General features: G+C 64.6%; 19 protein-coding genes and 1 tRNA gene. 9 read left to right on the top strand and 11 right to left on the bottom strand.

The window, feature by feature from the left end; all coding sequences use genetic code 11:
* Window position 1: 1 nt before the first annotated feature.
* From G5B40_RS08715 to G5B40_RS08705, 3 genes are read right to left on the bottom strand one after another with little or no spacing between them, the layout of a single operon-like run.
* On the bottom strand, window positions 2–880 hold the full coding sequence (locus G5B40_RS08715) for an ABC transporter permease (protein WP_165097568.1): 879 nt from the start codon (window positions 878–880) through the stop codon (window positions 2–4).
* Window positions 873–1,817, bottom strand: a complete 945-nt coding sequence (locus G5B40_RS08710) for an ABC transporter permease (protein WP_165097566.1) — start codon at window positions 1,815–1,817, stop codon at window positions 873–875. The genes G5B40_RS08715 and G5B40_RS08710 overlap by 8 nt, the downstream gene beginning before the upstream one ends.
* 22 nt (window positions 1,818–1,839) lie before the next feature.
* Window positions 1,840–3,417 (bottom strand): ABC transporter substrate-binding protein, encoded by a 1,578-nt coding sequence (locus tag G5B40_RS08705; RefSeq protein ID WP_165103426.1) that lies wholly within the window; start codon window positions 3,415–3,417, stop codon window positions 1,840–1,842.
* Between the two features lie 166 nt (window positions 3,418–3,583).
* Here G5B40_RS08705 and G5B40_RS08700 point away from each other — a divergent pair, with 166 nt between their 5' ends.
* Window positions 3,584–4,522, top strand: coding sequence for a 2-hydroxyacid dehydrogenase (locus G5B40_RS08700; RefSeq protein WP_165097564.1), 939 nt, complete (start codon window positions 3,584–3,586; stop codon window positions 4,520–4,522).
* Between the two features lie 136 nt (window positions 4,523–4,658).
* On the top strand, window positions 4,659–5,399 hold the full coding sequence (locus tag G5B40_RS08695; protein ID WP_246209769.1) for a GntR family transcriptional regulator: 741 nt from the start codon (window positions 4,659–4,661) through the stop codon (window positions 5,397–5,399).
* Between the two features lie 27 nt (window positions 5,400–5,426).
* Here the strand turns inward: G5B40_RS08695 and G5B40_RS08690 are convergent, their stop codons facing one another.
* On the bottom strand, window positions 5,427–6,605 hold the full coding sequence (locus tag G5B40_RS08690) for a mandelate racemase/muconate lactonizing enzyme family protein (RefSeq protein WP_165097562.1): 1,179 nt from the start codon (window positions 6,603–6,605) through the stop codon (window positions 5,427–5,429).
* A 16-nt stretch (window positions 6,606–6,621) separates the two neighbouring features.
* Here G5B40_RS08690 and G5B40_RS08685 point away from each other — a divergent pair, with 16 nt between their 5' ends.
* From G5B40_RS08685 to G5B40_RS08670, 4 genes are all read left to right on the top strand, one after another.
* Window positions 6,622–7,728, top strand: a complete 1,107-nt coding sequence (locus tag G5B40_RS08685; protein WP_246209768.1) for a succinylglutamate desuccinylase/aspartoacylase family protein — start codon at window positions 6,622–6,624, stop codon at window positions 7,726–7,728.
* 42 nt (window positions 7,729–7,770) lie between these two features.
* Window positions 7,771–9,270 (top strand): M81 family metallopeptidase, encoded by a 1,500-nt coding sequence (locus G5B40_RS08680; RefSeq protein WP_165097560.1) that lies wholly within the window; start codon window positions 7,771–7,773, stop codon window positions 9,268–9,270.
* A gap of 27 nt (window positions 9,271–9,297) precedes the next feature.
* Window positions 9,298–10,476 carry a mandelate racemase/muconate lactonizing enzyme family protein gene (locus G5B40_RS08675; RefSeq protein WP_165097558.1) on the top strand — a complete coding sequence of 393 codons (1,179 nt, stop codon included), beginning with the start codon at window positions 9,298–9,300 and terminating at the stop codon, window positions 10,474–10,476.
* Between the two features lie 640 nt (window positions 10,477–11,116).
* Window positions 11,117–13,783, top strand: a complete 2,667-nt coding sequence (locus tag G5B40_RS08670) for a hypothetical protein (protein WP_165097556.1) — start codon at window positions 11,117–11,119, stop codon at window positions 13,781–13,783.
* A gap of 45 nt (window positions 13,784–13,828) precedes the next feature.
* Here the strand turns inward: G5B40_RS08670 and G5B40_RS08665 are convergent, their stop codons facing one another.
* The 3 genes from G5B40_RS08665 to G5B40_RS08650 all read right to left on the bottom strand — a co-directional run bounded on the left by G5B40_RS08665 (window position 13,829) and on the right by G5B40_RS08650 (window position 17,524).
* Complete coding sequence (locus G5B40_RS08665; protein WP_165097554.1) at window positions 13,829–15,094, bottom strand: phosphatase PAP2 family protein; 1,266 nt, start codon at window positions 15,092–15,094, stop codon at window positions 13,829–13,831.
* Window positions 15,095–15,357: 263 nt separating this feature from the next.
* On the bottom strand, window positions 15,358–17,133 hold the full coding sequence (locus G5B40_RS08655; protein ID WP_165097552.1) for an adenylate/guanylate cyclase domain-containing protein: 1,776 nt from the start codon (window positions 17,131–17,133) through the stop codon (window positions 15,358–15,360).
* 250 nt (window positions 17,134–17,383) lie between these two features.
* The gene (locus G5B40_RS08650) at window positions 17,384–17,524 is read right to left on the bottom strand and encodes a hypothetical protein (protein WP_165097549.1); all 141 of its coding nucleotides are present in this window, start codon (window positions 17,522–17,524) and stop codon (window positions 17,384–17,386) included.
* Window positions 17,525–17,673: 149 nt separating this feature from the next.
* On the opposite strand from G5B40_RS08650, the gene G5B40_RS08645 reads away from it, so the two are divergent.
* Window positions 17,674–18,327 (top strand): Crp/Fnr family transcriptional regulator, encoded by a 654-nt coding sequence (locus tag G5B40_RS08645; protein ID WP_165097547.1) that lies wholly within the window; start codon window positions 17,674–17,676, stop codon window positions 18,325–18,327.
* 341 nt (window positions 18,328–18,668) lie between these two features.
* Here the strand turns inward: G5B40_RS08645 and G5B40_RS08640 are convergent.
* From G5B40_RS08640 to G5B40_RS08625, 4 genes are all read right to left on the bottom strand, one after another.
* Window positions 18,669–18,754: transfer RNA gene (locus G5B40_RS08640), tRNA-Tyr, on the bottom strand.
* An 82-nt stretch (window positions 18,755–18,836) separates the two neighbouring features.
* Window positions 18,837–19,244, bottom strand: a complete 408-nt coding sequence (locus G5B40_RS08635; RefSeq protein WP_165097544.1) for an STAS domain-containing protein — start codon at window positions 19,242–19,244, stop codon at window positions 18,837–18,839.
* 86 nt (window positions 19,245–19,330) lie between these two features.
* Window positions 19,331–20,236, bottom strand: coding sequence for an aminotransferase class IV (locus G5B40_RS08630; protein WP_165097542.1), 906 nt, complete (start codon window positions 20,234–20,236; stop codon window positions 19,331–19,333).
* Window positions 20,237–20,252: 16 nt separating this feature from the next.
* On the bottom strand, window positions 20,253–21,860 hold the full coding sequence (locus tag G5B40_RS08625) for an AMP-binding protein (protein ID WP_165097540.1): 1,608 nt from the start codon (window positions 21,858–21,860) through the stop codon (window positions 20,253–20,255).
* Window positions 21,861–22,002: 142 nt separating this feature from the next.
* Here G5B40_RS08625 and G5B40_RS08620 point away from each other — a divergent pair, with 142 nt between their 5' ends.
* Window positions 22,003–22,401, top strand: coding sequence for a hypothetical protein (locus tag G5B40_RS08620; RefSeq protein WP_165097538.1), 399 nt, complete (start codon window positions 22,003–22,005; stop codon window positions 22,399–22,401).
* A complete protein-coding gene (locus tag G5B40_RS08615; RefSeq protein ID WP_165097535.1) occupies window positions 22,401–23,456 on the top strand; it encodes an NAD(P)H-dependent flavin oxidoreductase in 1,056 nt (351 codons plus the stop codon). The genes G5B40_RS08620 and G5B40_RS08615 overlap by 1 nt, the downstream gene beginning before the upstream one ends.
* The last annotated feature ends 153 nt before the right edge of the window (window positions 23,457–23,609 follow it).

The raw sequence follows: 23,609 nt of genomic DNA, 5'->3' as shown, positions 1-23,609 counted from the left end.
CCTATGACGCGTTCAGACGCGGATCGAGAACGTCCCGCAAACCGTCGCCGAGCATGTTCAGCCCGAGCACTGTGAAGGCGATGATCAAGCCGGGAAAGATGCTGATCCACGGCGCCTCGACCATGTAGTCTCGCCCTTCGGCGATGATGTTGCCCCATGTGGGCGTCGGAGGAGGCGGCCCGACACCGAGAAAACTGAGCGCGGCTTCCGCCAGGATCGCATAGGCGAAGACGAACGTCAGATCGACGACGAGCGGCGCCATGCTGTTGGGCAGGATGTGCCGCAGGATAATGCGGCTGTCGCTGGCGCCTGAAAGGCGGGCGGATTCGACGTATTCAGCCCTTCTGACGCCGAGAACCGCAGCCCGTGCGATGCGCGCGGTGCGCGGCGTGTACGTGACGCCGAGCGCGACGACGAGGTTGACGAGCCCCATTCCCAGGGCCGCCGCGATGGCGATCGCGAGCATCAATGGCGGAAACGCCATCAGGGCGTCCATACTGCGCATGATGATCCCGTCGAGCCGCTGGAAGTAACCCGCGGCGGCCCCGATCAATGTGCCCAAGACGGCGGTGATCGCGACGACGCTGGCGCCGATGACGAGGGATAGATGGGCGCCGGCCATGACCCGGGTGAATATGCTTCGCCCGTAATGGTCCGTGCCGAAGAGGAACTCCTGCGACGGCGGGACGAGGCGCGACTTGTAGCTGATCGCCAGCGGATCGCCGGTCACGCCCAGCACCCCCGCGACGGCGATGACGAGCATGATGACGAGGATAACCGCGCCGATCACGAATCCCCTGTGGCCGAACAGCCGGCGTAGTGTTTTGCGCCATGGCGCAGTGGGCCGACCGGAAACCGGTTCCGCGTTCGCGTCAGTCATTGCGGAGCCTTGGATCGAGATAGGCGTAAAGGAGATCGACAATCAGGTTGATCGCCACCAGCAATACGGCGACCGCGAGTATGGATCCCTGGATGACGGGGAAGTCCCGACGCAGGATGCCCTGTACGACCAGTTGGCCGAGGCCCGGGAGCACGAAGATCTGTTCAATCACCACGGCGCCCGCAAGCGCCACGTTCACAAGCAGGCCGACCACGGTGACGATCGGAATCATGACATTCGACAAGGCGTGCCTGGCGACGGCCCGCCATTCGGAGACGCCTTTGGCGCGCGCGGTGCGAATGAAATCCTGGCGGAGAACCTCGAGCGTCGTCGCCCGGGTCATGCGCGCAAGAAGACCAATCTGGAAGACGGCCAGCGATATGGCCGGCAGGGTGAGCGAGCGCAGGCAGGCGATGAGCCCCTCCTCGGGCGGAACGTAACCGCTGGTCGGCAGCCAGCCGAGCGTGACGGAAAAAAGCAGAATGCCCATCACGCTCAACCAGAAACTGGGAACCGAAACCCCTACCAGCGCAACCGACATGACGGCGGTGTCCACCCAGGTGTTCTGCCGGTACGCGGCGATCAGCCCGGCGGCGACGCCAAGGGGCATCGTCAGCAGGATGGAATAAGTGGTCAGGAGCATTGTTACGGGAAGCCGCTCCATGATCGCCTGCGTCACACTGCGGCCGAGCAGGAACGAATCGCCGAGGTCTCCCTGGAGAAGATTCCAGTACCAGATGCCAAGCTGAACGTGCAGCGGCCGATCAAGCCCCAGCACCTCCCGGATCGCCTCCACCTGATCGGTGGAGGCGTCAGGCCCGGCGATCACGACCGCCGCGTCGCCGGGAATGATCTGGATCAGCGCGAAGGTGATCAGGCTAACGCCGATCAGCACCGGCACCATGCCGACCAACCGGCGAACCACGATATCGATCATCAATCGCTCTGGGCGCAGGGCGTCATGACAGCCAGACGTCCCACATGCGCATCGCGTCGAAAGGCGCGAAGTTCTGCAAACTGCTTGCCGAGGCCTGCTTGATTCCACGGTCGCCGAGCTTCAGCAGATAAGCCTCGTGGTTCAGGTGATGCTCGATATCCCACCACGCGGCCGCCCGGTCCGGATCGTTTCCGGCGCTCAGCAGGCGGTCCCAAGCGTCTTCCATCTTCGGATCGTCGTCATAATAGAACCAGTTGTCCGGTCCCGACACGAGGCGCTGATACTGGAAGGGGCCAAGCATCGGCTGAATCGCGTAGGCGGTGCTGAACATGTTGTAGGCGGTCGGGTCCGCACGCATCGCGTTGGCGCCCGGCCAATCGAGTACTTTCATGTCGACCGGAATGCCGATGGACTTGATCTGCTCCGCCATGACCACGGCGGCTTCCTTCAGTGACGCGATATCCGAGCTGGTCAACAGCACCACTTCTTCGCCGGCGTATCCCGCCTCCTCGAGCAGCGCCTTGGCGTGCTCCGGATCCGCCCGATTGTAGACGAGTTCGTCCGCCTTTTCCGGGTAGAAAGGACTGTCAGGATAAACGAAGGACGGGTTGAGCTGGAACAAGCCGTCGGTGGCGATGCCCATGATCTCCTCGGTGTTCAACACATGCTGAATCGCGGAGCGGACCAGTCTCTTGTCCGTCGGCGCGCGCGCCACGTTCATCGGCACGAGATTGATCGAGATGGGAAGCCTGTCATAGGTCTTGAACGCGCCGTCGCGCTCCAGACGTTTCGCGGCCGGAATCGGAATGTCGTCGGCCAGCGTGAACTCACCGACCTGCACGCCGCTGACGCGGCTGCTCGCCTCGGTCACCACCTTGAAGGTGACCTCGTCGAGCCATGCGGTGCGTTTTCCGCCATAGCCGTCGCGGCCGTCGAAAGCATCGTTCGGTTTGTAATCGGCGAACTTGCGCATGCCGAGTTGGGTCACGCCGTCCCATTCTACGAACTCGAACGGACCGGTGGCGATCGAGGCGATATCGTTGGCGCCCTTGTCGCACTCTTCGGACGGAATGATTGTGAGAGGCGAGGCCGGCGACTTGATCAACTCGATCCAGCTGGGAACCGGTCGCTTGAGCTGGACCACGACCGTGCTGGCGTCGGGGGTGGTGATACGGTCCACCGGTTCGAGCCTGATCTTTTCGGGGCTGACGCGCGCATAGCGCTCCAGTGAGCGCTTCACGTCTTCCGAGGTCATCTCCTTGCCGTTGTGAAACGGCACTCCCTTGCGCAGGCTGAACGTATAGGTCTGATAGTCTTTAGAAACTTCGAGGTTTTCAGCGAGCTGCAGTTTGGGCGCGCCGTTTTCGCCGATCGTCACGAGCGTTTCATACATATGCATGAGCACGTTGCGCGCAGCCTGCGATCGTGAAAAATGCGGGTCGATGGTTTCAGTGGCCGCGTTCATGGCGACGACAGCCGCGCCTCCGGCTTTCGGCGTTTCGCTCGCCTGCGCCGCGACGCCGAAAGGCGCCGCCGCGCCCGACGCCGATACACCGACCATCGCGCTGGTCTTGAGAAAATCACGTCTTGTCCAGGCCATCCGAGTCTCCTCCCAAATCTGTCAACCGGCGGGGCGCCGAATGTGACCGTTCCATCATTCCACTTGGACTATATCGTATAATCGTATACGATATTTTCAGAGTCAAGGATGGAGTGCCGACGCCTGTTGAAGGTGTGTCCCAGGCTCAGGGAACAAGGAGAAGACAATGTCCAAGCCGGAAATTCTGTTCGTCGGCGATGGCCCAGACTGGTACCTGCAGCGCTTCGCGCAGGATTTCGTCCTGCATCGCCTGCCAGGGGGCGGCGCCGCAGCGCTCGATCCCGCGGTCGCCGCGCGGGTGGAGGCGCTCGTCGCCGCCGGTCCGGTCGACGCCGCGCTCATCGACGCGCTTCCCGCCCTGAGACTGATCGCCAACGCCGGTGCGGGTTATGAAAAGGTCGACGTGGCCGCCGCCGGCAGACGGAACATACCTGTCACCAACACGCCGGATGTGACGGATGGCTGCGTGGCCGACCTTGCGCTGGGCCTTCTGCTCGCCGTCGGCCGCGAGATCGTGCGCGGCGACCGCTTCGTGCGTGATGGGCGGTGGTCGTCGGGCGGATACCCGTTGGCGCGTCGCTTCCACGGGCGGCGCATGGGCGTCCTCGGCCTGGGACGCATCGGCCAGGCCATCGCCGCGCGGGCGCGCGCTTTCGACATGAGCATCGCCTATCATAACCGCCGGAAGGTTCCCGGCGTCGACGCCGTTCACCATCCCTCTCTGCTATCTCTCGCCGCGGCTTGCGATTACCTGGTCGTGGCGTGTCCCGGCGGGGACGCGACCCATCATCTCGTCGATCGCGCCGCGCTTGAAGCGCTGGGTCCGGACGGCATTGTCGTCAACATATCCCGCGGCGCCGTGATCGACGAACAGGCGCTGATCGAGGCGCTGGAAACCGGTGCGATCGCCGGCGCCGGGCTCGACGTCTTCGAACATGAGCCGGAGGTTCCGGAACGGCTGAAGGCGCTGGAGAACGTCGTGCTGACGCCACATCGCGGTGGAGGAACGGTCGAGACCTGGGAGGCGGCGTGCGATCTGGTGAAGGCCAATCTGAGAGCGTTCTTCGACGGAAAGCCGCTCCTGACGCCGATCGGCGAGTGCTGACAGGAAGATGATTTGGGATTAAATGAGGGAACTGTCTTGAACTTCCCGGTCGCTCGTGGGCTGAACGTATCCTCGAGGGCAGACGCCAGTTGTCCTTGCGTATCCGTCGCCGGGCGCCCGGCCCGATGAGGATAATATGGCCACATCCATTCGCGGCGCGCGCAGGAACAAGGGCGACATGAAGAAACTTCGTCCTCTGGAGACGCGTACCCTGGTGGACCAGGTGGTCGACGCGATCGTCGAAGCGACCGCCACGGGCGTATTCCTGCCGGGCGACAGGATCGTGGAAGCTGAAATCGCGCGGTCGCTGAATGTCAGCCGCGTTCCCGTCCGTGAGGCGTTGAGAATTCTGGAAAGCCAGGGGATCGTCGTCAACACGCGCTATCGCGGCATGCGGCTCATGGATGTCGGCGTCGAGCGGCTGGAGAAAATCCTCAAGGTCCGGCTCGCGCTGGAGACTTTAGCGGCGCGCGAAGTGCTGGAGAAGATGAGGGACGATCCGGACCTACTCCGGCCGCTGGAGAAAGTGGTCGCGGATCTGCACGCGGCCGCCCGGCGAAAGGACGCCTACGAGGTGGCCCGGCTGGACGCGGAGTTTCATCGCGTGCTGTGCGACATATCCGGCAACGAGATTCTGCTTCAGCTATGGGAGCCGCTGTCGCGCCAGTTGACGATCATATTCGGTCTGTCGACCTTTCAGAAGGAACTCGCGAGCATCGTCTCTGAGCACGACAGCCTCCTCGAGTCGCTGACCGAGGGCGACATGAACGCCACCGAAAAAGCGATGAAAGTGCATATTCTCGACTACACCCAGGCGATCGACTACGAGGGTTTCGTCGAACGGCTGCGACAGCTCGAAACGCGAAGTCCCGATTGAACGTGCCGCCGCGCGGATGGCTTGGGTTCAGCTATCGGCGAAGAGCTGCGCGGCATCGGGCGCGTAGCGAGCGACCTTGTCCGGGTCCAGCGCGACACCGAGGCCGGGTTTGTCAGGAATGGTCAGCATGCCGTCGGAATCGAGGCTGAACGGGTCGGTCATGATATTGTCCACATAGGCGCTGCCGCCGATATATTCGACCAGGTCGACATTCGGCAGCGCTGTGGCCAGTTGCAGATCCGCGGCGAGCCCGAGCGCCGTGTTCCAGCCATGGCCGACATAGCGAACGCCGAAATCCTGCGCCATCCAAGCGATGCGGCGTTGCTCGCTGAAGCCGCCGACCTTCGTCACGTCCGGCTGAACGATGTCAAAGGCGCCTCGCGTGAAAAAGGGGAAATAGGACTGGCGGCGAGTCAGCACTTCGCCACCGGCGATCGGGGTTCTGCTCTGGCGGCGCAGCTCGACGAAATCGTCGATCGCGTCAGGGGGCAGGGGCTCCTCGAACCAGGCGACATCATGCGCGGCGAGCATGTCGGCGGTGCGCAGCGCCCATTTCAGCCCGTTCGGCCAATAGGCGTCGCTGGCCCCGGCGTCGACCATCAGCTTGCCGCCGTCAGGCAGGGCGCGCCGGGCTGCGCCGATGATGGCCTCGTCGAGCGCCGGGTCGTCCCGTCTGCCGAACGGACCCCAGCCAATTTTGAACGCTCTGAATCCCTGCTCGCGAAAGCGTATGATCTCGTCCGCCATCACCTCGGGCGCATCCATGAGAAGTGAGCAGTATGGCGTCACGCGCCTGCGGTGACGGCCGCCGGCGAGCTGGCCAACGGAAAGCCCCGTGGCCTTGCCCAGAATGTCCCAGAGCGCGATGTCGATCCCGCTGATCGCATGCGTCAGCGATCCGCCACGCCCCATCCAGAACGTGTTCTGATGGAGTTTCTCGCTGACTTTCATCGGCTCCAGCGCGTTCTCGCCGAGCAACAGCGGCTCGAGCACCCTGGCGGCCGCCTCGACCAGCCGGCCGTCGGTGAAGGCGCTGCCGAAGCCGGTGACCCCCGTATCTGTGCTTACCGCCACGAGGGCGTGGACCGAGTCGTCCGGCTTGATCTCGTTCGACCAGCCGCCAGGAGGGCTTTCGCCGATCAGCGGCGCGACCGCGACGCGCGTAATCCGGGCGGGTTCGATGGTTTGCTGAGATGGCGCGTGCATCCGATCTCCTCCGGCGGTGAAACTCGTCAACGTTGTTGACAGCAGTCGATATAGTATACAATTATACAATTCAAGCTATACGGAAGGGGGCGGTATGGGCTCCACGAGCGCGAAAAGCCGCATTACCTGTGAGATCGATTTCGCGAAGACAGGTCGCCAGTCGGGGTATCTGCGCGCACCGCTTTCGCGCAATACATCGGCCTGGGGCGTGGTCGAGATTCCCATCGTCGTCGTCCGGAACGGCTCCGGCCCGACCATCCTCTTCACAGGCGGCGTTCACGGCGACGAGTATGAAGGTCCGATCGCCATTTCGACGTTGGCGCGCACGCTGGACCCCGGCGCGGTGGAGGGGTGCGTCATCATGATGCCCGCGGTCAACGTTCCCGCCGTGCACAACGACACGAGGCTGTCGCCAGTCGACAATCGAGATCTGAATCGCTGTTTTCCGGGCGATCCCCGCGGCGTCTTCAGCGAAATGCTGGCGCACTACATCGACAGCGTGATCCTGCCGATGGTCGACGTCTCGGTCGACTTGCATACGGCAGGGCATTCGGGTGATTCCATATACTCGACCAACATGCATCATCTGGAAGATCGGGCGGCCATGAAGCGCACGATGGAGGCGGCGGCGGCCTTCGGGGCCCCGTTCAACGTGGTGTTCTCCGGCGTCGACGAAGGAGCGACGTTGACGTCGAGCGTCGAGCGGCGCGGAATACTGTCGCTTGGTACGGAGTTGGGCGGCTGGGGGCGGGTCAGCGTCGAGGGCACGCGCCTCGCGCGGCGCGGCGTGAAGAATATTCTCAAGCATTTCGGCGTGATCGAGGGCGTGCCGGATACCCGTCAGGCCGATGGGTCGTTGGCCACAAGGCACATGACGGTCGCCGATCGCGACTGCTATTCCTTCGCCCCCGCAGTCGGCACGTTCGAGCCGCGCAATGTCGCCGGCGAGGATGTTCATGCCGGTCAGCCGGCGGGCTACCTGCACTTTGTGGAGGATGTCGACAAACCGCCTGTCGAGGTAAGATACAAACGCAGCGGCGTTCTGTGGATGTCGGCCGGTCCGGGACGGGTGGCGCGCGGAGATACCATCGCCGTCGTCATGTCCGACCATGTCGCCACATAAGAAGGCCTGCCCCCGCCATCGTGACAGCCGGAGCGATCCGCAATGCCCAAGATACTGATCCTCGACTGCAAGCAGGAAATCTCGTCGTTCAATCCTCTCCCTTCCGAATATGAGGACTTTCATATCGAAAGAGGCGATGAGCTTTTCAAACACAGGGGATTGAACACGGAGATCGGCGGGGCGCTCGACGTGTTCGAGCGAGATCCCGACGTCGAGGCGGCGCCCGCGATCGCCGCCAGAGCTGGAAGCGCCGGATTGCTGTCGGCGGATGGCTGGCGGCGCCTGTCGAGCGAGATTCTCGACGTGGTGCGTGAAAGGATCGGCGACGTCGACGCCATATACGCATCCATGCATGGCGCGATGGGCGCGGACGGGGAACTGGACCCGGAGGGCGCGCTTCTCGCCGAAATCCGCGACATGGCGGGGCCTGACGTCCCCATCGTCGTATCGCTCGATCTGCACGGGATCATGACTGACCGGATGCTGCGCAAGATCGATGCGCTGGCGGTCTATCACACCTATCCACATGTCGACTTCGCCGACACCGGCGCGCGGGCTGCGCGGCTCCTGCTCCGACTACTGAAGGGGGCGGTCAGACCGGTGACGGCCCGCGTCGTGATCCCGGCCCTCGTGCGCGGCGACGAATTGATCACGGCGACGGGTTGCTATGGCGATCTCATCCGCGAATGCCAGCGGATAGAGCGAAACGGCGCGGCGCTTTCCGCGGCTGTCATGATTGGCAATCCGTTCACCGACGTGCCGGAATTGTGCACACAGGTTTTGGTCTCCACCGATGATGACCCGCAGACGGCGCGCGACGAGGCGATCCGCCTCGCGACCGAATTCTGGCCTCAGCGCTTTCGTATGCAGGGCAAGCTCATAGCGCTCGACCGCGCGATCGCGCAGGCGCGAACGATGAAGGGGCCGGTCGTCTTCACCGACGCCGGTGACGCCACATCGTCGGGTGCGTCGGGCGATTCGAACGTTATTCTTTCGGCCCTCCGAGACGCCGACTATCCTGGGCGGGTTCTCGCGCAGATCGTGGACCCGGGCGCGGCGGCTGCAGCCCATGCGGCGGGTGTCGGGGCGACCGTCCGGGTCACGCTTGGGGGCGCGATCGACCCGGCGCGCTACACGCCGATGGCCGTGGAGGCGAGGGTGGCGTTGCTGTCCGACGGACGATCGCGCCTCGAGACGATGCGCACGCCGCTCGACGCCGGCCTGACGGCGGTCCTTGTCTTCGGCGAGTTCACAGTGGTCGTGATGAGCCGAACCGTCAGCCTTTTTGACCGCGCCATGTATTATTCATGCGGTTGCAATCCGGTCGATTACGACCTCATCGTCGTGAAGTCGCCCCATACCGAGTTCCACATGTACGACGCTTGGGTGGAGAAGAACTTCAATATTAATGCGCCAGGCGCCACCTCGGCGGATCTCCCCACGCTCGGTCACAGGATCTGTTCGCGGCCCATCTATCCGCTCGATCCGGATGCCGGGTTCCAGCCGGAAGCGGTCATCTACCGCTCGTCCGCCAATCGCTGAGCATTCCGATGGAAAGGCCGTGAGAACATGAAGATCGAAGCCGTCGATTTCTTCTACTTCGCCATGCCCGAAGTGACTACCGATGCTGACGGCAGCCAGGACGCGCTGATCGTGCGCGTCGCCGCCGGCGGGCTGTGCGGATGGGGGGAATGCGAGGCGGCGCCGCTGCCGTCCATCGCCGCCTTCATCTGTCCGATGTCGCATGGCGCCTGCCGCCCCGTCGCCTCATCCGTTATCGGCCAGAAGCTCGAGGGGCCGGATGACATCGCTCGGATTGGCGCGCTGGTCGCCCATGACAGTATGGACCTCCTGCAGGCGCCGCACACGTTCTCTGGCGTCGAGATGGCCCTCTGGGACCTGCTCGGACGGCGCCGTAATGAGCCCGTCTGGAAACTGCTCGGCTACAAGCGTTCCGAACCCAAGATCCCTTACGCGTCGCTGCTGTTTGGCGATACGCCGCAGGAGACCCTCGGTCGGGCGCGCCAGGCGAGGGCGGACGGTTTCGGAGCGGCGAAACTCGGTTGGGGGCCGATCGGCGCCGGCTCGAGCCAGGACGACGCGGACCAGTTTGTCGCCGCGCGCGAAGGTCTTGGCGCCGATGCTCGTCTGATGGTCGATGTTGGCCAGATCTTCAATGAGGATGTCGAGGCGGCGGCCGCGCGCCTTCCCGCCCTTGATGCAGCCGGGGTCACCTGGTTCGAGGAGCCGTTCCACGGCAGCGCCTATGAGGCCTACGCGGCGCTGTCCGGGCGCTCCGCCAGGGTGCGCATCGCCGGCGGTGAAGCGGCGCATAACGTGGCGATGGCGCGTCACCTGATGGATTTCGGAAAGGTCGGCTATATCCAGATCGACAGCGGCCGCATCGGGGGCATCGGCCCGTCGAAAGTAGTGGCCGATCTCGCGGCGGAGCGCGGCGTCGCCTATGTCAATCACACCTTCACCACGCATCTGGCGCTGAGCGCCTCACTCCAGGCCTTCGCCGGCATGGCGGACGATCGGATATGTGAATATCCTGCGGCGCCCCGCGCGGTCGCCGCCGCGGTGGCGGCGAATCCACTGCCGCGTGACGACAATGGAGAAATCCGCGCGCCGGACCAGCCGGGACTCGGCGTCGATGTCGATCTGCCGGCGCTCAAGCCCTATCTCGTCGACACGGAGATCAGGGTCGGCGGCGAGGTGCTGTATCGAACCCCGAAGATCGAATGACCCCGTTTCCGGATTGAAATGCAGGCTGAGCGGCGGCTGGTCCACCTGTCCCTGGCGGGGGCGAGAATGCGGGCGATGCTCATCCGGGCACAGTCTCAAACGCGCGCCGAAGCCCCGCCATCGGACATATCTATCTGAGCGGCTTTGTATTGCGCGCACATAGTCATGCCGAACATCAACCTTCGCTGAAGCGCCGGATCACGTTCTGGAGCATGCGCGCTGATCGAACGACGGTTCGGAGCCTGTCGCGGCCCGGCAAAGCGGCCCACAGGCCGCGCGTCGCGAACCGCGGATACATCAGTTGAGCAAAGACAAGGCGCGACCGGTGCGCCGCCGGGCCGAGTCCGGCAGACGAAGCCGCAGTCGTGTTGCGGCCCAGTAGCGCAAAAGAAACCCAGAATGTGGCGAAGATCACTGAAGCGCACGCGTGATGAGCGCTGACTGCACGTGGCTGCCGACGGGTCGCGCGGCGGGCGGAGGAGGGCGACGCGGCAAGCCTTCGGCGTTCCCGGGGGCGTCTCTCTGCTCTTTGCATTCGACAAGACGTCGGCCCGCGGAGCGCGTTCTTTCCGGCGGCCTGGCGCCGTTTGGTGTATGCTCGCCCGCATTCAGGCTGACGAAACCATAGGAGATTTGAATCATGGCGGCAGATTGGAATCCGCTCTGGGACGCGATCTATTACGAGACGTTCGAACACCCGACCGGCGGGGGGCGGACCGCGACGCTCGTCTCTCACCCAACCGCGCCATACTATGTCGACTTCGACGCGGACCCGGGCGACGAGCTCGAGACGAAGCTGCAGAATGCTGCGAAGGCCTATCTCGATCAGTTGAACGCTCTGATTGCGGACCGCGCGGCAGACGACAAGAAACCATATAGAAAACTGCTGGTTCCAGGCGAACAGAATCTCGTCTGGCTTCCGATCAGGCCGACGGAGGTGGAGCGATATTCAGGGCTCGATCACTTTCTCTCTCGCCGCCTCGATCGCGCCGGGGGCCAGACTTACGTCCTCGTCGCCGGTCAGGTGCTGTGGGACATCGACTCACCGACCTATTTTCTGAATTCCGGCGTCGGCTCCCGTGTGGTTGTGCACGTCGATGATTGCGGCGCCGCGCGCATCGCGTCGGCAACCGCATATTCCCCGCCAGCGGGCGCCCAGTGGTTCCCGTGGGATGATGATGCCGACGGTGTGTCGATTCAGCTGAGCATTGAGCTGCTCGCCACCGCATTCGAACCTGCGACACGGATGCGTATGGCGAATTTGGCGAGCATCAATCTTTCAGAGACGCCGAAATATTGGCGGCTGCGGCTCGGTGTCGATGATCGCGGTCCCTATCTCGAATGCGGCGACACCGGTTTGGACAAGCTCAGGAACGGGCAAATCAAGACGCCTTATGGCGCGGTTTTCTCGGTCACCACTAACGGCGTCGAGCTTCTCTCCAAATTCCCGCTCGCCTCCCACGCGGCCTCCGACACGGCATGCACCGCGCGCATTTTCGACCAGGACCCGTCGTCGTCATGGCCTCCAGACCCGTCGGCGAACCGCGCGTCGCGCCGCCCGACCCGACCGGAGGAGCGACTCGACGATTTTCGCGACGCTTTCCACCTGAGGTCGCCGATGCCGCTGGAGACGGATGACTTCTCCGTCCGCGCTTGCCCGGCCTTCGCGCGCGCTGACGCCGAACTCGGCAGGACGACGAAACAGGCGCCCGCCGATCCGAGTTTGCTCAAGATCCGCTCTGACGAAACCTCGGCCCTCGCGGCCTATTACGGGTTCGCGGAGATCTATGAGCAGATGGATAGCTTCGGCATCGATCGCGGCGCCTATTTCTCCGCTACCGAACAACAGATCCACGTCCACTACAGGTCCGGCGCCAGCCGCGGGCCGGGGCGCGACGGGCGCACCGTCAACGCCGAGGTGCTCGTGTCGCCGCAAGAAACCGGGAAGCCGCGGATCGACGTTCATCTCGCCCTCGCCAGCCTGACGCACAAGACGATGAACCCCAGCGCCGGCCCCGCCGCACATGCCGATCTCTATTGGCCGGAACATCTCGGCATCGCAAATGCGGAGCGCTGGCTCTGGCACGAGATGGGCCATGTCCTGATCGCGGGCTGCACCGGTCAGCCGGAGCCGAATTTCGTTCACAGCGTCGGCGACGGTCTGGCGGCGGTCTGGGCCGACCCCGATTCGGCGCTGGCCGCGTCGCGGACCACTTCCGGCGCGAAGAAAGATCCCAGGCTCTGGGGCCTCACATTCCCCTGGGTCGAACTCACCCGACGGCACGACCGCTGCGTTCGGAATGGCTGGAGCTGGGGCGGAACATTCCACCGGGCGGTGATCGACGCGCCGGAGGACCAGCTCAGGGGTTACAAAGGCTACGTCTCCGAACAGATCCTGTCCTCGACCCTCTTTCGCCTTTACCGGATACTCGGCGGCGACACCGTGGACGCCGAGACCGGCGCGCCGGACCATCTGACCCGCCGGGAAGCGTCCCGCGCCGTGATCTATTTCGTGATGCGCGCGGTCGAGATGCTGACGCCCCTCCATGTCCGCGCCGAGGAGCTGGAGATCGCGATGATCGAGGCCGATATCGGCCTTCGGACGCCGCTTCCTCTCGAAATCTCCCCGCCCGGCGCGCCCCGCGCTGAGCGTTCGGAGTGGATCGGTGGGCAGGCCCACAAGGCGATCCGCTGGGCGTTCGAGGCACAGGGGATGCACAACCCCGAAGACGAGATTGCCGACAAGCCAGGTCTGCCGCAGGCGGTCGATATCTACATCCCCGACCGGCGCCCGCTCGAGGAGGCCGCAGATGGCGGCGTCGTGCGCCACGACAAGGGGGGCTATGTCCCGGTGTCGCTGGACTGGGATGAAACGCCTCGCTGGTTCTCCAAGGGCGATCGGCTCTGGTCAAGCAAGGTAGAGAACCGGGGCGTCAACCCGCCGTCGCAGGAGGTCAGCGTCCGCTTCTGGTTAGGCGTCGCGCGAGGCGACCGCAAGCCCGCCGCATGGGCGCGCGGCGACAATCTCTCGTGGTTCAGTTGGATGGCATTCGCCGAGAATGACGAAGCAAGATTCAAGGCCTGGCTGGATCTGCAGATGGATAAGAATACCGGCAAATGGAACCCTCAGACAGACCGGCTCCTCGTGGTGAAGGAGATCAGCGCGCCCAAGGATCGCGCTAACACCGATCCGGCGGCGGGCCTGCCTTGCGCCATCGCGCATGGCGGCTATCCGCCGTCGCGCCCGCGCGATCTCGCCAGCCTCATCGCCAGCGACAACAATCTCGGTATCTGGTGGCTGACGTAATGAACGCCTCCGGCGCCTGGCCGAAGCCGGGCGCCGGGTCAGGATTCACGGAACGGCCTGCCAGAGGGTGGGCCATTCCGCCTTCGCCCGGTCCAGCGTCGTCAGCAGTGTAGGGCAGGGGATAGGCTTCCTATTGGGATTCCCGCCCTGCACGTCGACCGGCATCAATGCGTCCCACACCCCCGCCGCAAGATGGCGTCCGCCGGTGGTGTCGGACCGGTAATGTACCCCGATCCGCTCACGGTTCACCGCCAGGCGCTCCGCAATCCGCAGGAGCGGCGAGTTCCCGTTCCGCGGAGTCCGCCGCGTCCCTTTCGGTGGCGCCACTCCCTTCACCGGCTGCTCTTTCTTCTTCTCTGAGCACTCCTTCTTCGGCTGCTCATCCTCCTTCGGTGGTGGCGGCAGTGAGAGCGTCGCGCTCACTAGCACATCCTCCCATTCTGGCCGTCGTCCGGGCGCACCGTCGAGGCTGTCGAACACACCCAGCCGCTGATGAATGCCGGGAATCTCCAGCAGGAGCAGCGCGATGAAATGCCCGAGGAAGGAATGGCCGCTCGGAAACGCCGGATGCTCAGGCGGCCCGAATGGCGGCGCGAGGCCGGGCATCAGGAACGAGGGGCGCACCCGATTGAAATAGCTCTTGTAGGCGAGATAGACGAGATTGCCGATCGAAAGGCCGGTGCGGATGAGTTCGATCGTCCACGGATGGTCGGAACCGTCAGCGCCGATGAAATGGATCAGGTAGTCGTGAATTCCGTCGGCCTGCGCGTCCGCCTCGTCGAGATAGATGAGCCGCTCATCCTCCATCTGGAACCGCATCCGCTCCAGTTCCGTCTTGATGAAGGTCCACGCTTCGTCATTTTTGCTCGTGTCCCTGACCGGCTTCTTTGCCTGCTGTCCAGATATGGTTTGCAACTCATATGGCCACCAGGTGAGATCGCTCTCCCGAATCCAATTCTGACAATGAAAGTTGATGCACCAAGGATGCCACGCGTGATGGCATCCGGCGAACTCGCGCGCAGCCCGAATTGCTGGTGCGGTCGCGTCGACCGTCTTCAGCCATTCAGTGAGGCCGGGGTCGAACGGGTAGTCCCAATAGCGGAGCGCGGGGTCCCAATCCTCGGTCCGCCATTCGAGCGCATCGCCATTGTCCCGATAGGGATTGATCTTGAATTCCAGCGGAAAACTGACGGCGCCCGCATCGTTCGCCGCGAAATCGAGCGCCCAGGGTCGGCGGCGCAGCTCCCACGGCGTCGCCCAATAACTGCGCGGCTGTCCGTCCGGTGTCGGAAAGCCGGCTTCGGGGTTCATCGCGGAAATCATGCCGGCGCCGTTGAAATACGCGGCCTGTCCCTGTCCTTGTCCCTGTCCCTGTCCCTGTCCCTGTCCCTGTCCCTGTCCCTGTCCCTGTCCCTGTCCTTGTCCCTGTCCATGCCCGTGGCCCTGACCTTGGCCCTGACCATGTCCATGTCCCTGACCTTGGCCGAAGCCGCGCCCTTGTCCCTGTCCCATCGCTACTATTAACCTCCTTGTCGGTCCCATCACTTGGTCTTCGAATTCAAATCGCGGCGCGCCTAGCGCGGCAGGCCTGCCGACAGCAGGCCGCGTTCAAGCCGCTCCAGATCGTCCTTGCGGGTAAGCGGATAGAGCTCCACGAACCGCGCCACGCTGAAGTCAGGATACACCGCCAGCAGCTTTGCAGATGTGGCCTGCGCCTCATTTTGCTCTCCGGCGAGGGCCTGGGCCGCCGCCAGCATCCGCAGCGTCGCAACGAAGCGTGGATTGGCGCGCAGCGCGCGTTTCAGCCAGCCGATGGACTCGTGATACCGGCCGCCGACGAATTCGGCGATCCCGGCGCCGCCCCACCAGAAGAAGTTCAGCCGGTCGAAAGGGTTCAGTTTCCAGACATTGCGAAAGCGCTTCATCGCCTCGTCCGGTCGGCCGAGATAGGCGAGCGTGTCGCCGCTCAGCGCCCAGGCGATGGCCGAACTGGAGTCGATATTCAGGGCCGAGTCGAACAGCTCCAGCGCCTCCTCCGGGCGGCGGCCGATAAAGCTGATGACATGGCCGGCGACGGCGAGGGAGAACGGGTCGGTCGGGTCGAGATAGATGGCCTTCTCCGCATGTTCGATCGCCTTCGCCGCGTCCCCTTCCGGGTCGGCCGAGAGCTGTTCGGCGACCAGGAAATTCAGGCGCCAGGCGCTGGTGGCGAAGGCGCGCGCGTAGCGCGGGTCGAGCTCCATCGCGCGGTCGAGCGCCTGCCCGGTCAGGGAGAAAGTCGCCGGCGTAAAGTCGTAGAGAAGCGACGACGCCTTGAGGACACATTGATAAGCGTCGAGGCTGGAAGTGCGCCGCGAACGGACGGCGCCGTATTCAATCTCGCTTACCGCGTTTTCGATTGATGAGAGGACGGAGGCCAAAATGCGGTCCTGAAGCTCGAAAATCTCCGACTCGTCGCCGTCGAAGCGCTCGGTCCAGATCGCCCGGCTGTTCGCGACATGGATCAGCTCCGCCACGATCCGGAGCCGGGTCCCGCTCCGGCGCACGCTGCCGGAAAGTACGTAGCCGACGCCAAGCTGCGCCGCGACCGACCGGACATCCATCTGCTCCCCGGCGAAGCGCCACATCGACGCGCGCGCGATCACATGGAGCGCGCGGCTTCGCGACAGGCCCGCGATGATGTCCTCCACGACCCCGTCGGCCAGATAGTCGCTCTCCGCTTCACCGCCGATCGTCCGCAATGGCAGAACCGCGATCGATGGCCTTGTCGACCATTCGAGATATGGATGATGCAGCGCGACGCCTGCGTCCTGTTGCTCCCATCGCACCGAGAACACGCGAACCGGCCGATCGATGTTCTTCAGCGGCGGCGATCCGAGATCGTGAAAACTGACCGGCAGCCGGCTGCCGACGAGTTCCATGACCGCCCCGGTCACGACCACTTGGCCCGGTTCCGCCGCCTGATGAATGCGCGCGGCGATGTTCACGCCGTCGCCCTGCAAGGTGTCGCCGTCGTCGATCACGTCATCGATATTCACACCGACGCGCAGCCGGAGCGCCGTCTCCTCCGCGCCCGGTCGCTCATTGGCCTGCTGGATGTCGCAGGCCCAGCGCAGCGCGTGAACGGCGCTGGGAAACTCTACCAGCAGCGCATCCCCCGCCATCTCGACGAGGCGCCCCTCCGACTCCAATATCAAAGGCTCCATCACTTCACGGCGGAGCGCCCGCCATTTTTCTATGGTGCCGACGTCATCGAGGCCCATCAGCCGCGAGAAGCCCGCAACATCGGCGAATGCGACCGCCGCAAGGCGACGTTTTGGAGTCGATACTACAAGCGTTTCTGCAGCCATGAAGACTCCAGCAAAAATTTTGCATTCTAAAATTCACGAACGCGATCAGCATATGTGCGTTTCTATTGTAGCCAAATCGTCGCAAAAATGCCGCAATTAAAATACATCCGCGTCGGACCGCCCTGATCGGGCGCCGGCGCCGCTGCAGCTTGCGATGAGGGTCGAAATTTCGTGTGCGGGAGGCCTCGAACCATGCCGGTCCTGGATACCGCCGACGTGGCGTCAGATGAGACTGGTCGGAGCGCCGAGATCAGATCAGCGTCAACACCGCCAGCGCTGCGCAGAAGAATGCGGCGAACTGCAACAGCGTCATGTCCTTGCCGCTTTCCGTGTGTGACGGCGTCCGAAGGCGTGCGGGGCGGCGGCGGGTGGGCTGGGTCAGGCGACGCATCTTGACCTCTCTTAATTTCTTGACGGCGGGGCCAGCCTATGCGCCGCCGCCGGGTTGCGCCGTGGCGCGCGCCACAATGCGGGCGCCATTCGCTTTGTTCCGCTGCTATGCTGCCTCAGAGAGGCGCCGCATCCGGTAGAGGAGGGGCGATGGGTTTTCTGGACGAGCTGACTGCCTGCGACCGGGCGGTTTTACTGACCTCGGCGCGGCGCGTCGTCTATCGCGACGGGGCGGAGATCATCGTCCACGGCGATCGTTCGCGTGAGACGTTCGTCGTTCTCGACGGCGCCGCGATGGCGACGCTGGTCTCGCTCGAAGGGCGGTTCGTCGCGTACCGGACGATCGGTCCTGGCGACGTATTCGGCGAACTCGCCGCGCTGACCGGAGCGCCGCGAAACGCTTGGGTCCATGCGCGCGGTTCGGTCGAAGTCGGCGTGCTCGGCGCCGACGTTCTGGAACGGGTGATCGTGGAGAGGCCGGGGATCGCTCTCGCGCTCTGCCGGCATTTGGCGGGGATGGTCGCCGATCTGACGGAGCGCGTATTCGAACATACCGCGCTCCCGGTCCGCCAGCGGCTGGCGCGCGAACTGGTCCGCCGCGCGGCTGCGAATGGCGATTGCGCGGTGATCGAACGGCTTTCTCCGCACGCCGAACTCGCCGCGTTCATCGGCACTCATCGTGAGGCGGTGACGAAGGAGCTATCGGCGCTCGCTCGTGAAGGCCTGATCCACCGTGACGGACGCGCCGTCCGGATTCCTTCGCTCCGCGCGCTCGAAAGTGCGATCGCCGGCGCTGAGCATTGAGGTCTCTGATCGCGGACTTGCTCATGTTTCCGGGGCGCCGCCGCGGCGGCAATCAGCTGTTGGGGTCGCATAATTGAACGCTCCGCCTCCTCGCAGCCGCCGATCTTTCCCTAGCACACAGGAGCCAAGTGAAGCGCGCCTGGGCGCATTTATCGAACCGGCCTAGGAGCTACAGGCGAGTTTTTGGAATGTTTCAAAATGGAAACTTCGCCGGCGAGGGCGCGGCGCTCAGGCTGGCTTTGGCAAGGCCACTGAGATGTCGTCGGACAAAGGCTCGCCGACTTGATGGAACCACATTTTATTCAAAGTGTTAGCGGGTCTTCAGTTCCCAGGGCGCGGGATGGTGGAGGGGGCTGGATTCGAACCAGCGTAGGGTCTCCCCGACGGATTTACAGTCCGTTGCATTTGACCGCTCTGCCACCCCTCCACGATCAGCATCCGCTGACGCCTTTCGGCGGCCCGCAGGGTCTATTTCGCGGGGCGGCGCGCGTCAACCGCAATCCGTTTGCTCACGCTTGCTTGTCGAAGGCCGAAGCGGCCTCGGTCGAGAGCGCGGAAAGCGCGGCGCGGACGTTCGGATATGTCGGATTGGCGCTGGTTTCAGTCGCGGTCGAGAGCACCTTGCCGACGAAGCCGCTGACCGCGGCTGCGAGCACGAGCCGACCGCCTTTCTCCGCAGCTTTCCGGGCCGAAACAACGAGCGCTCCAAGCGGACCGGAGGTGAATTGCTTGACCCCGCTCATCTCGATCACCACGCGTCCTGTCGGGCTTTCCTCGATCGCGGCGCCGACGGTCTTGATCAACTCATCGCGGGCGTCGGCGTAATAGGCCGACTTCCCGAGACTCACGACCACGACATCGGCATAGCGCGTTACGGTATCGCCGCCGCCGCCCTTTTTCAGGAACCCGAAAACCATCGTCGCCTCCTCCTTCGCAACAGCAATAACAGAGCTTTCCGTTGAGAAAAGGGCGATCGGAGCCGCAGGGACGACTGAACGTCGTTTCAGGCGGCGTAGGCGACTTCCTCCCGCCATTCCGGCCGGCGGATCCATTCGCGATAGAGCGCGGCGAGTCGGCTGGCCTCGGGCCCGTGCGCGCCATTGCCGAATATGCGCCCGGCGACCTCCACCACCGGCATGACGCCGCCGCCTGTGGAGGAGAGGAACACCTCGTCCGCCTCCAGAAGCTCATCGACCGGCAGCGGCCGTGTCTCCACGTTGAGGCCGACCTCGGCGCACATCTCCAGAACCGTGCGCCGTGTGATGCCGTGCAGAACGCCGTGATCCGAGGTGATCACCCGCCCATTCTTCACCGCGAAGACGTTGAACCCAGGTCCCTCGGTCACGTTGCCGGCATGGTCGAGCAGTACTACATTGTCGTAGCCGGCGTCATTCGCTTCGAATATCCCGGCGGTGAAATCGCCCCAGTGATAGTTCTTGGCGCGTGGATTCACGCTGTCTTCGGGAATCCGCCGGACATTTTTCGCGACCCAGAGCCTTGCGCCGCGCGCGATCACTTCCGGCTTCACGACATGGATGAAGGGGACCGCCCAGGCGTAGAAATGATTGGCGCAGTCGCGCGGGTCGCGACTGCCCGCGACGAGCGGACGACCGCGCGCGCAGGTCATCGAGACGTAGGACTCCCGCAAGCCCGAGCGAGCGACGATGGCGTGAAGCGCCGATTTCATCTCCGCCCGCGTCACGCCCGGATCGAGACGGAGCGCGGCCATCGAGGCCTCGAACCGGTCGAGATAATCGTCGAGCCGGAAGAAGCCGCCTTCACGCACTGGCGCGACGTCATAGGTGATGTCGGAGCGGGTGAGGCCCCAGTCCGTCACGTGGATTTTCGCGTCCACGAGGGGAACGATCTCGCCCCCGACCCATGCGGCGCCTTCTGTCCAGTCGGTCATCGTCGTCCTCCCTTGACTACGCCCGCCGCTTCAGGTCGCGAAAATCGAACGCGTCGGCGCGGGGGTCTTCGCCCGATGCGAAGATCTGGTGCTTCACCACTTTCTGGGTGCCTGTCACCGGCAGCGCGTCCAGGAACCGGATCCAGCCTGGCGGCTTGAAATAGGCGAGGCGCTGGAATGCGTGATCGAAGAGCGCGCGCGCTGTTTCCTCATTCGGCTCGACGCCCTCCGCAAGCACGATGCAGGCCAGCACTTCCTCCTCGCGCATCTTGTCGGGCGCCGCGATGCAGGCGACAGCGGCGACGCGCTTGTCCTCGAAGAGGCAGTTCTCAACCTCGGCTGCGGCGATGTTCTCGCCGGCGCGGCGAATGATGTTCTTCGCCCGATCGACGAAAAAGATCATGCCGCTCTTGTCCTGCGTGACGGTGTCGCCAGTGTGGAACCAGCCATCGCGCCATGCTTCCGCCGTCGCTTCGGGCTTGTTGAGATAGCCGGAGAAGAAGCCCTTTCGCGGCTTCTCCGCAGAATGGCGCAACAGCATCTCGCCCGGGGTTCCGGGCGGAACGTCGCGTCCTTCGCGGTCCGCCACGCGCACTTCGAGGCCGTCGCGGGGCCGGCCGATGGCGCGCGTATCGATCATTCGCGGCTCCTCCGCGACGAAGAGCACGCGGCACATTTCGGTCATGCCCCAGCATTCGACGAGGGGCACGCCGAAGCGCGATTCGAACGCCCCGTGCAGCGCCGGTTCGACCCCGGCGCCGAGGGCCCAGCGAAGCGCGCCGGTATCGGTTTTCCCGGCCTCGCGGCCGGCCATCAGGACGGAGATCACCACGCCGAGATAGTGGAAGATCGTCGCGCCTGTATCGCGGATGTCGCGCCACCAAGTGGAGGCGGAGAAGCGCGTCGGAATGATCTGCGCGTTGCCCGAAAGCATCATGCCGAAGAATGTGATGACGCCGGCGTTCACGTGAAAAAGGGGCAGGGGGTTCAGCGCCCTGTCGGCGGCTTCGCGAAGCGCGAACGGTTCCGGTATCATGAGGTAGCTTTCGCCATACATCAGTTCGGCCTCATGGCTGAGGATGCAGCCTTTCGGCCGCCCCGTTGTGCCGGAAGTGTAGATCAGGCTCGCCTCGGTCGCGGGCGTCGGCGCCCCTTCGGCGGGCGGCGGCGCGGCGGCGCGCGGGACGCCGGCTGCGATCTCCTCGAGAAGCGCGAGGGGCGGGTTCCGCCCGGCCTCGGCGATTCCCGCCTCCATCAGATCCAGCCGCTCGCGCTCCACCAGCGCGAGGTCCGCGCGCGAATCGTCCAGGAGATAGGCGAGCTCCCCGGCGCGGTAGTCCGGGTTTACCGGGACGTTGGAGATCCCGAGCCGGTTCATCGCCAGCTTCATCAGGAAGAATTCCGCCCGGTTGCCGATCAGCATGGCGATGCGGTGGCCATGGCCGTAACCGGCGGCGGAGAGCGTATCGGCGTAGCCGCGCACCGCCTCCGCCGCCGCCTTGTAGCTGACGATGCGCGGCGGTCCGCCCGAGGCCGCGGGCTCGATCAGAAATGGCGCGTCGGGCCAACGCGCGACCGCCTTGTCAAATGCCTCGCCGATGGTTCCGCCGTCGATCCCGATCACGTCGCGCCTCCAGAAGTTTGGCAGAGATAAGCACCCGTCCGGACCCGCTGTCCAGCGTCGGCGGCGTTCGCCGAACTCCGCTTCGGGCTGGCGCTGCGGCGCGCTGCGTGGTTTCCTGCGGCGATCGCAATGGAGGAGCGTTATGCGCGGACTCATTTTCAGCATGGCGCTGGCGGCGTTCGCTGGCGCGGCGGCGGCTGGGGCCGCCGACAAACCGATCTCGCCCGATGCGTGGCGGGCGCTGACCGCCGGCAAGACCCTCTACTACTACAAGGATGGCGAGCTCTACGGGCGGGAATATTATGTCGACGACACGGGCGACGTGGTGTTCCGGTTCCCCAACGGGCTGTGCGCCGAGGGGCGCTGGGCCTACGCCGAAGGGAAATACTGCTTCGCATTCGGGCCGGAGTTGCATTGTTTTCATCACGTGAAGCGGGGCGACGATATCGTCGTGATCGGCGAGGATGAGGGCGACGAGCAGACGGTGGAGCGGATCGTCGATCACGAGCCGCTGAGCTGCGCCAGGGCGGTGGAAAGCTGATGTGGCCCGATAACCGGCTGACCGAGCGTCTTGGCCTGACCCATCCGATCATTCAGGCGCCGATGGCCGGCGCGTCGAGCCCTGCGATGGCGGCGGCCGCGGCGAACGCCGGGGCGCTTGGCTCGATCGGCGCGGCGCTGATGTCGGCGGAGGATCTCCACGCCGCCTGGGCGGAGGCGCGGGGGGCGACCAATGGCGGGCTTCAGCTCAACTTCTTCTGCCACCAGCCGCCGAAGCGCGACGCGGCGCGCGAAGAGGCCGCGCGGGCGCGACTCGCGCCGTATTATGAGGAGTTCGGCCTTGGCGCGCCGACCGAGCCGACGGCGTCGCCGCCTTTCGACGAGGCCCGTCTGGAGGCCACGCTCGAAGCCGCGCCGGTCGCGGTCTCATTCCATTTCGGCCTGCCGGAGCGGGCGTTGCTTCAGCCGCTGAAGGATGCGGGGATCTTCATCATTTGCTCGGCCACGTCGCCGAACGAGGCCGAGGCGCTGGAGGCGGGCGGGGTCGACGCGATCATCGCGCAGGGATGGGAGGCGGGAGGCCATCGCGGCGTCTTCGATCCGTCCACGGGGCCGGGTGAGATGGGAACGATGGCGCTGGTTCCGGCCATCGTCGACCGGGTCTCGGTTCCGGTGATCGCCGCCGGCGGTATCGGGGACGGGCGCGGCGTGGCGGCGGCGATGATGCTCGGCGCGGCGGGCGCGCAGCTTGGCACCGTCTTTCTCACCAGCCCCGAATCTCTGGTCGGGGCGCCGCACAAGGCGGCGCTGCTCGCCTCCGACGGGTCCGACACTACCGTCACATCGGCCTTCTCGGGGCGCCCGGCGCGGAGTATTCGCAACCGCTATGTTCGCGAGACGGAGGACATGCTTCCGGCCGATTTTCCGCTGATGAACCCGCTGACCCGACCGCTCAGATCCGCCAGTTCGCAAGCCGGCTCCGGCGATTTCATGTCGCTCTGGTCGGGTCAGGCGGTCAGTCTCAATCGGGATGAGGGGACGGCGGCCATCGTGACCCGGATCGCGGAGGAGGCGCTCGCGCTGCTCAAACGGTGATCGCGCCGGCAAGGCGGTTTTTGGACCTTATCGCGTGCGATAAGGGGATCAAGATATTGAACTATATAGATAATCAGAAAATGCGTGTGCGATAGGGCGCGTTTGGCGCGGCGAAAACGGCGTCTGTTCCGCGGCGGCGTGCTTCGCTTTCGG

This window comes from Pikeienuella piscinae (assembly GCF_011044155.1).
GTDB classification, from domain to species: domain Bacteria; phylum Pseudomonadota; class Alphaproteobacteria; order Rhodobacterales; family Rhodobacteraceae; genus Pikeienuella; species Pikeienuella piscinae.
Note: the sequence above shows the minus strand (reverse complement) of the source record. Positions and strands in the feature narration are given on the sequence as shown.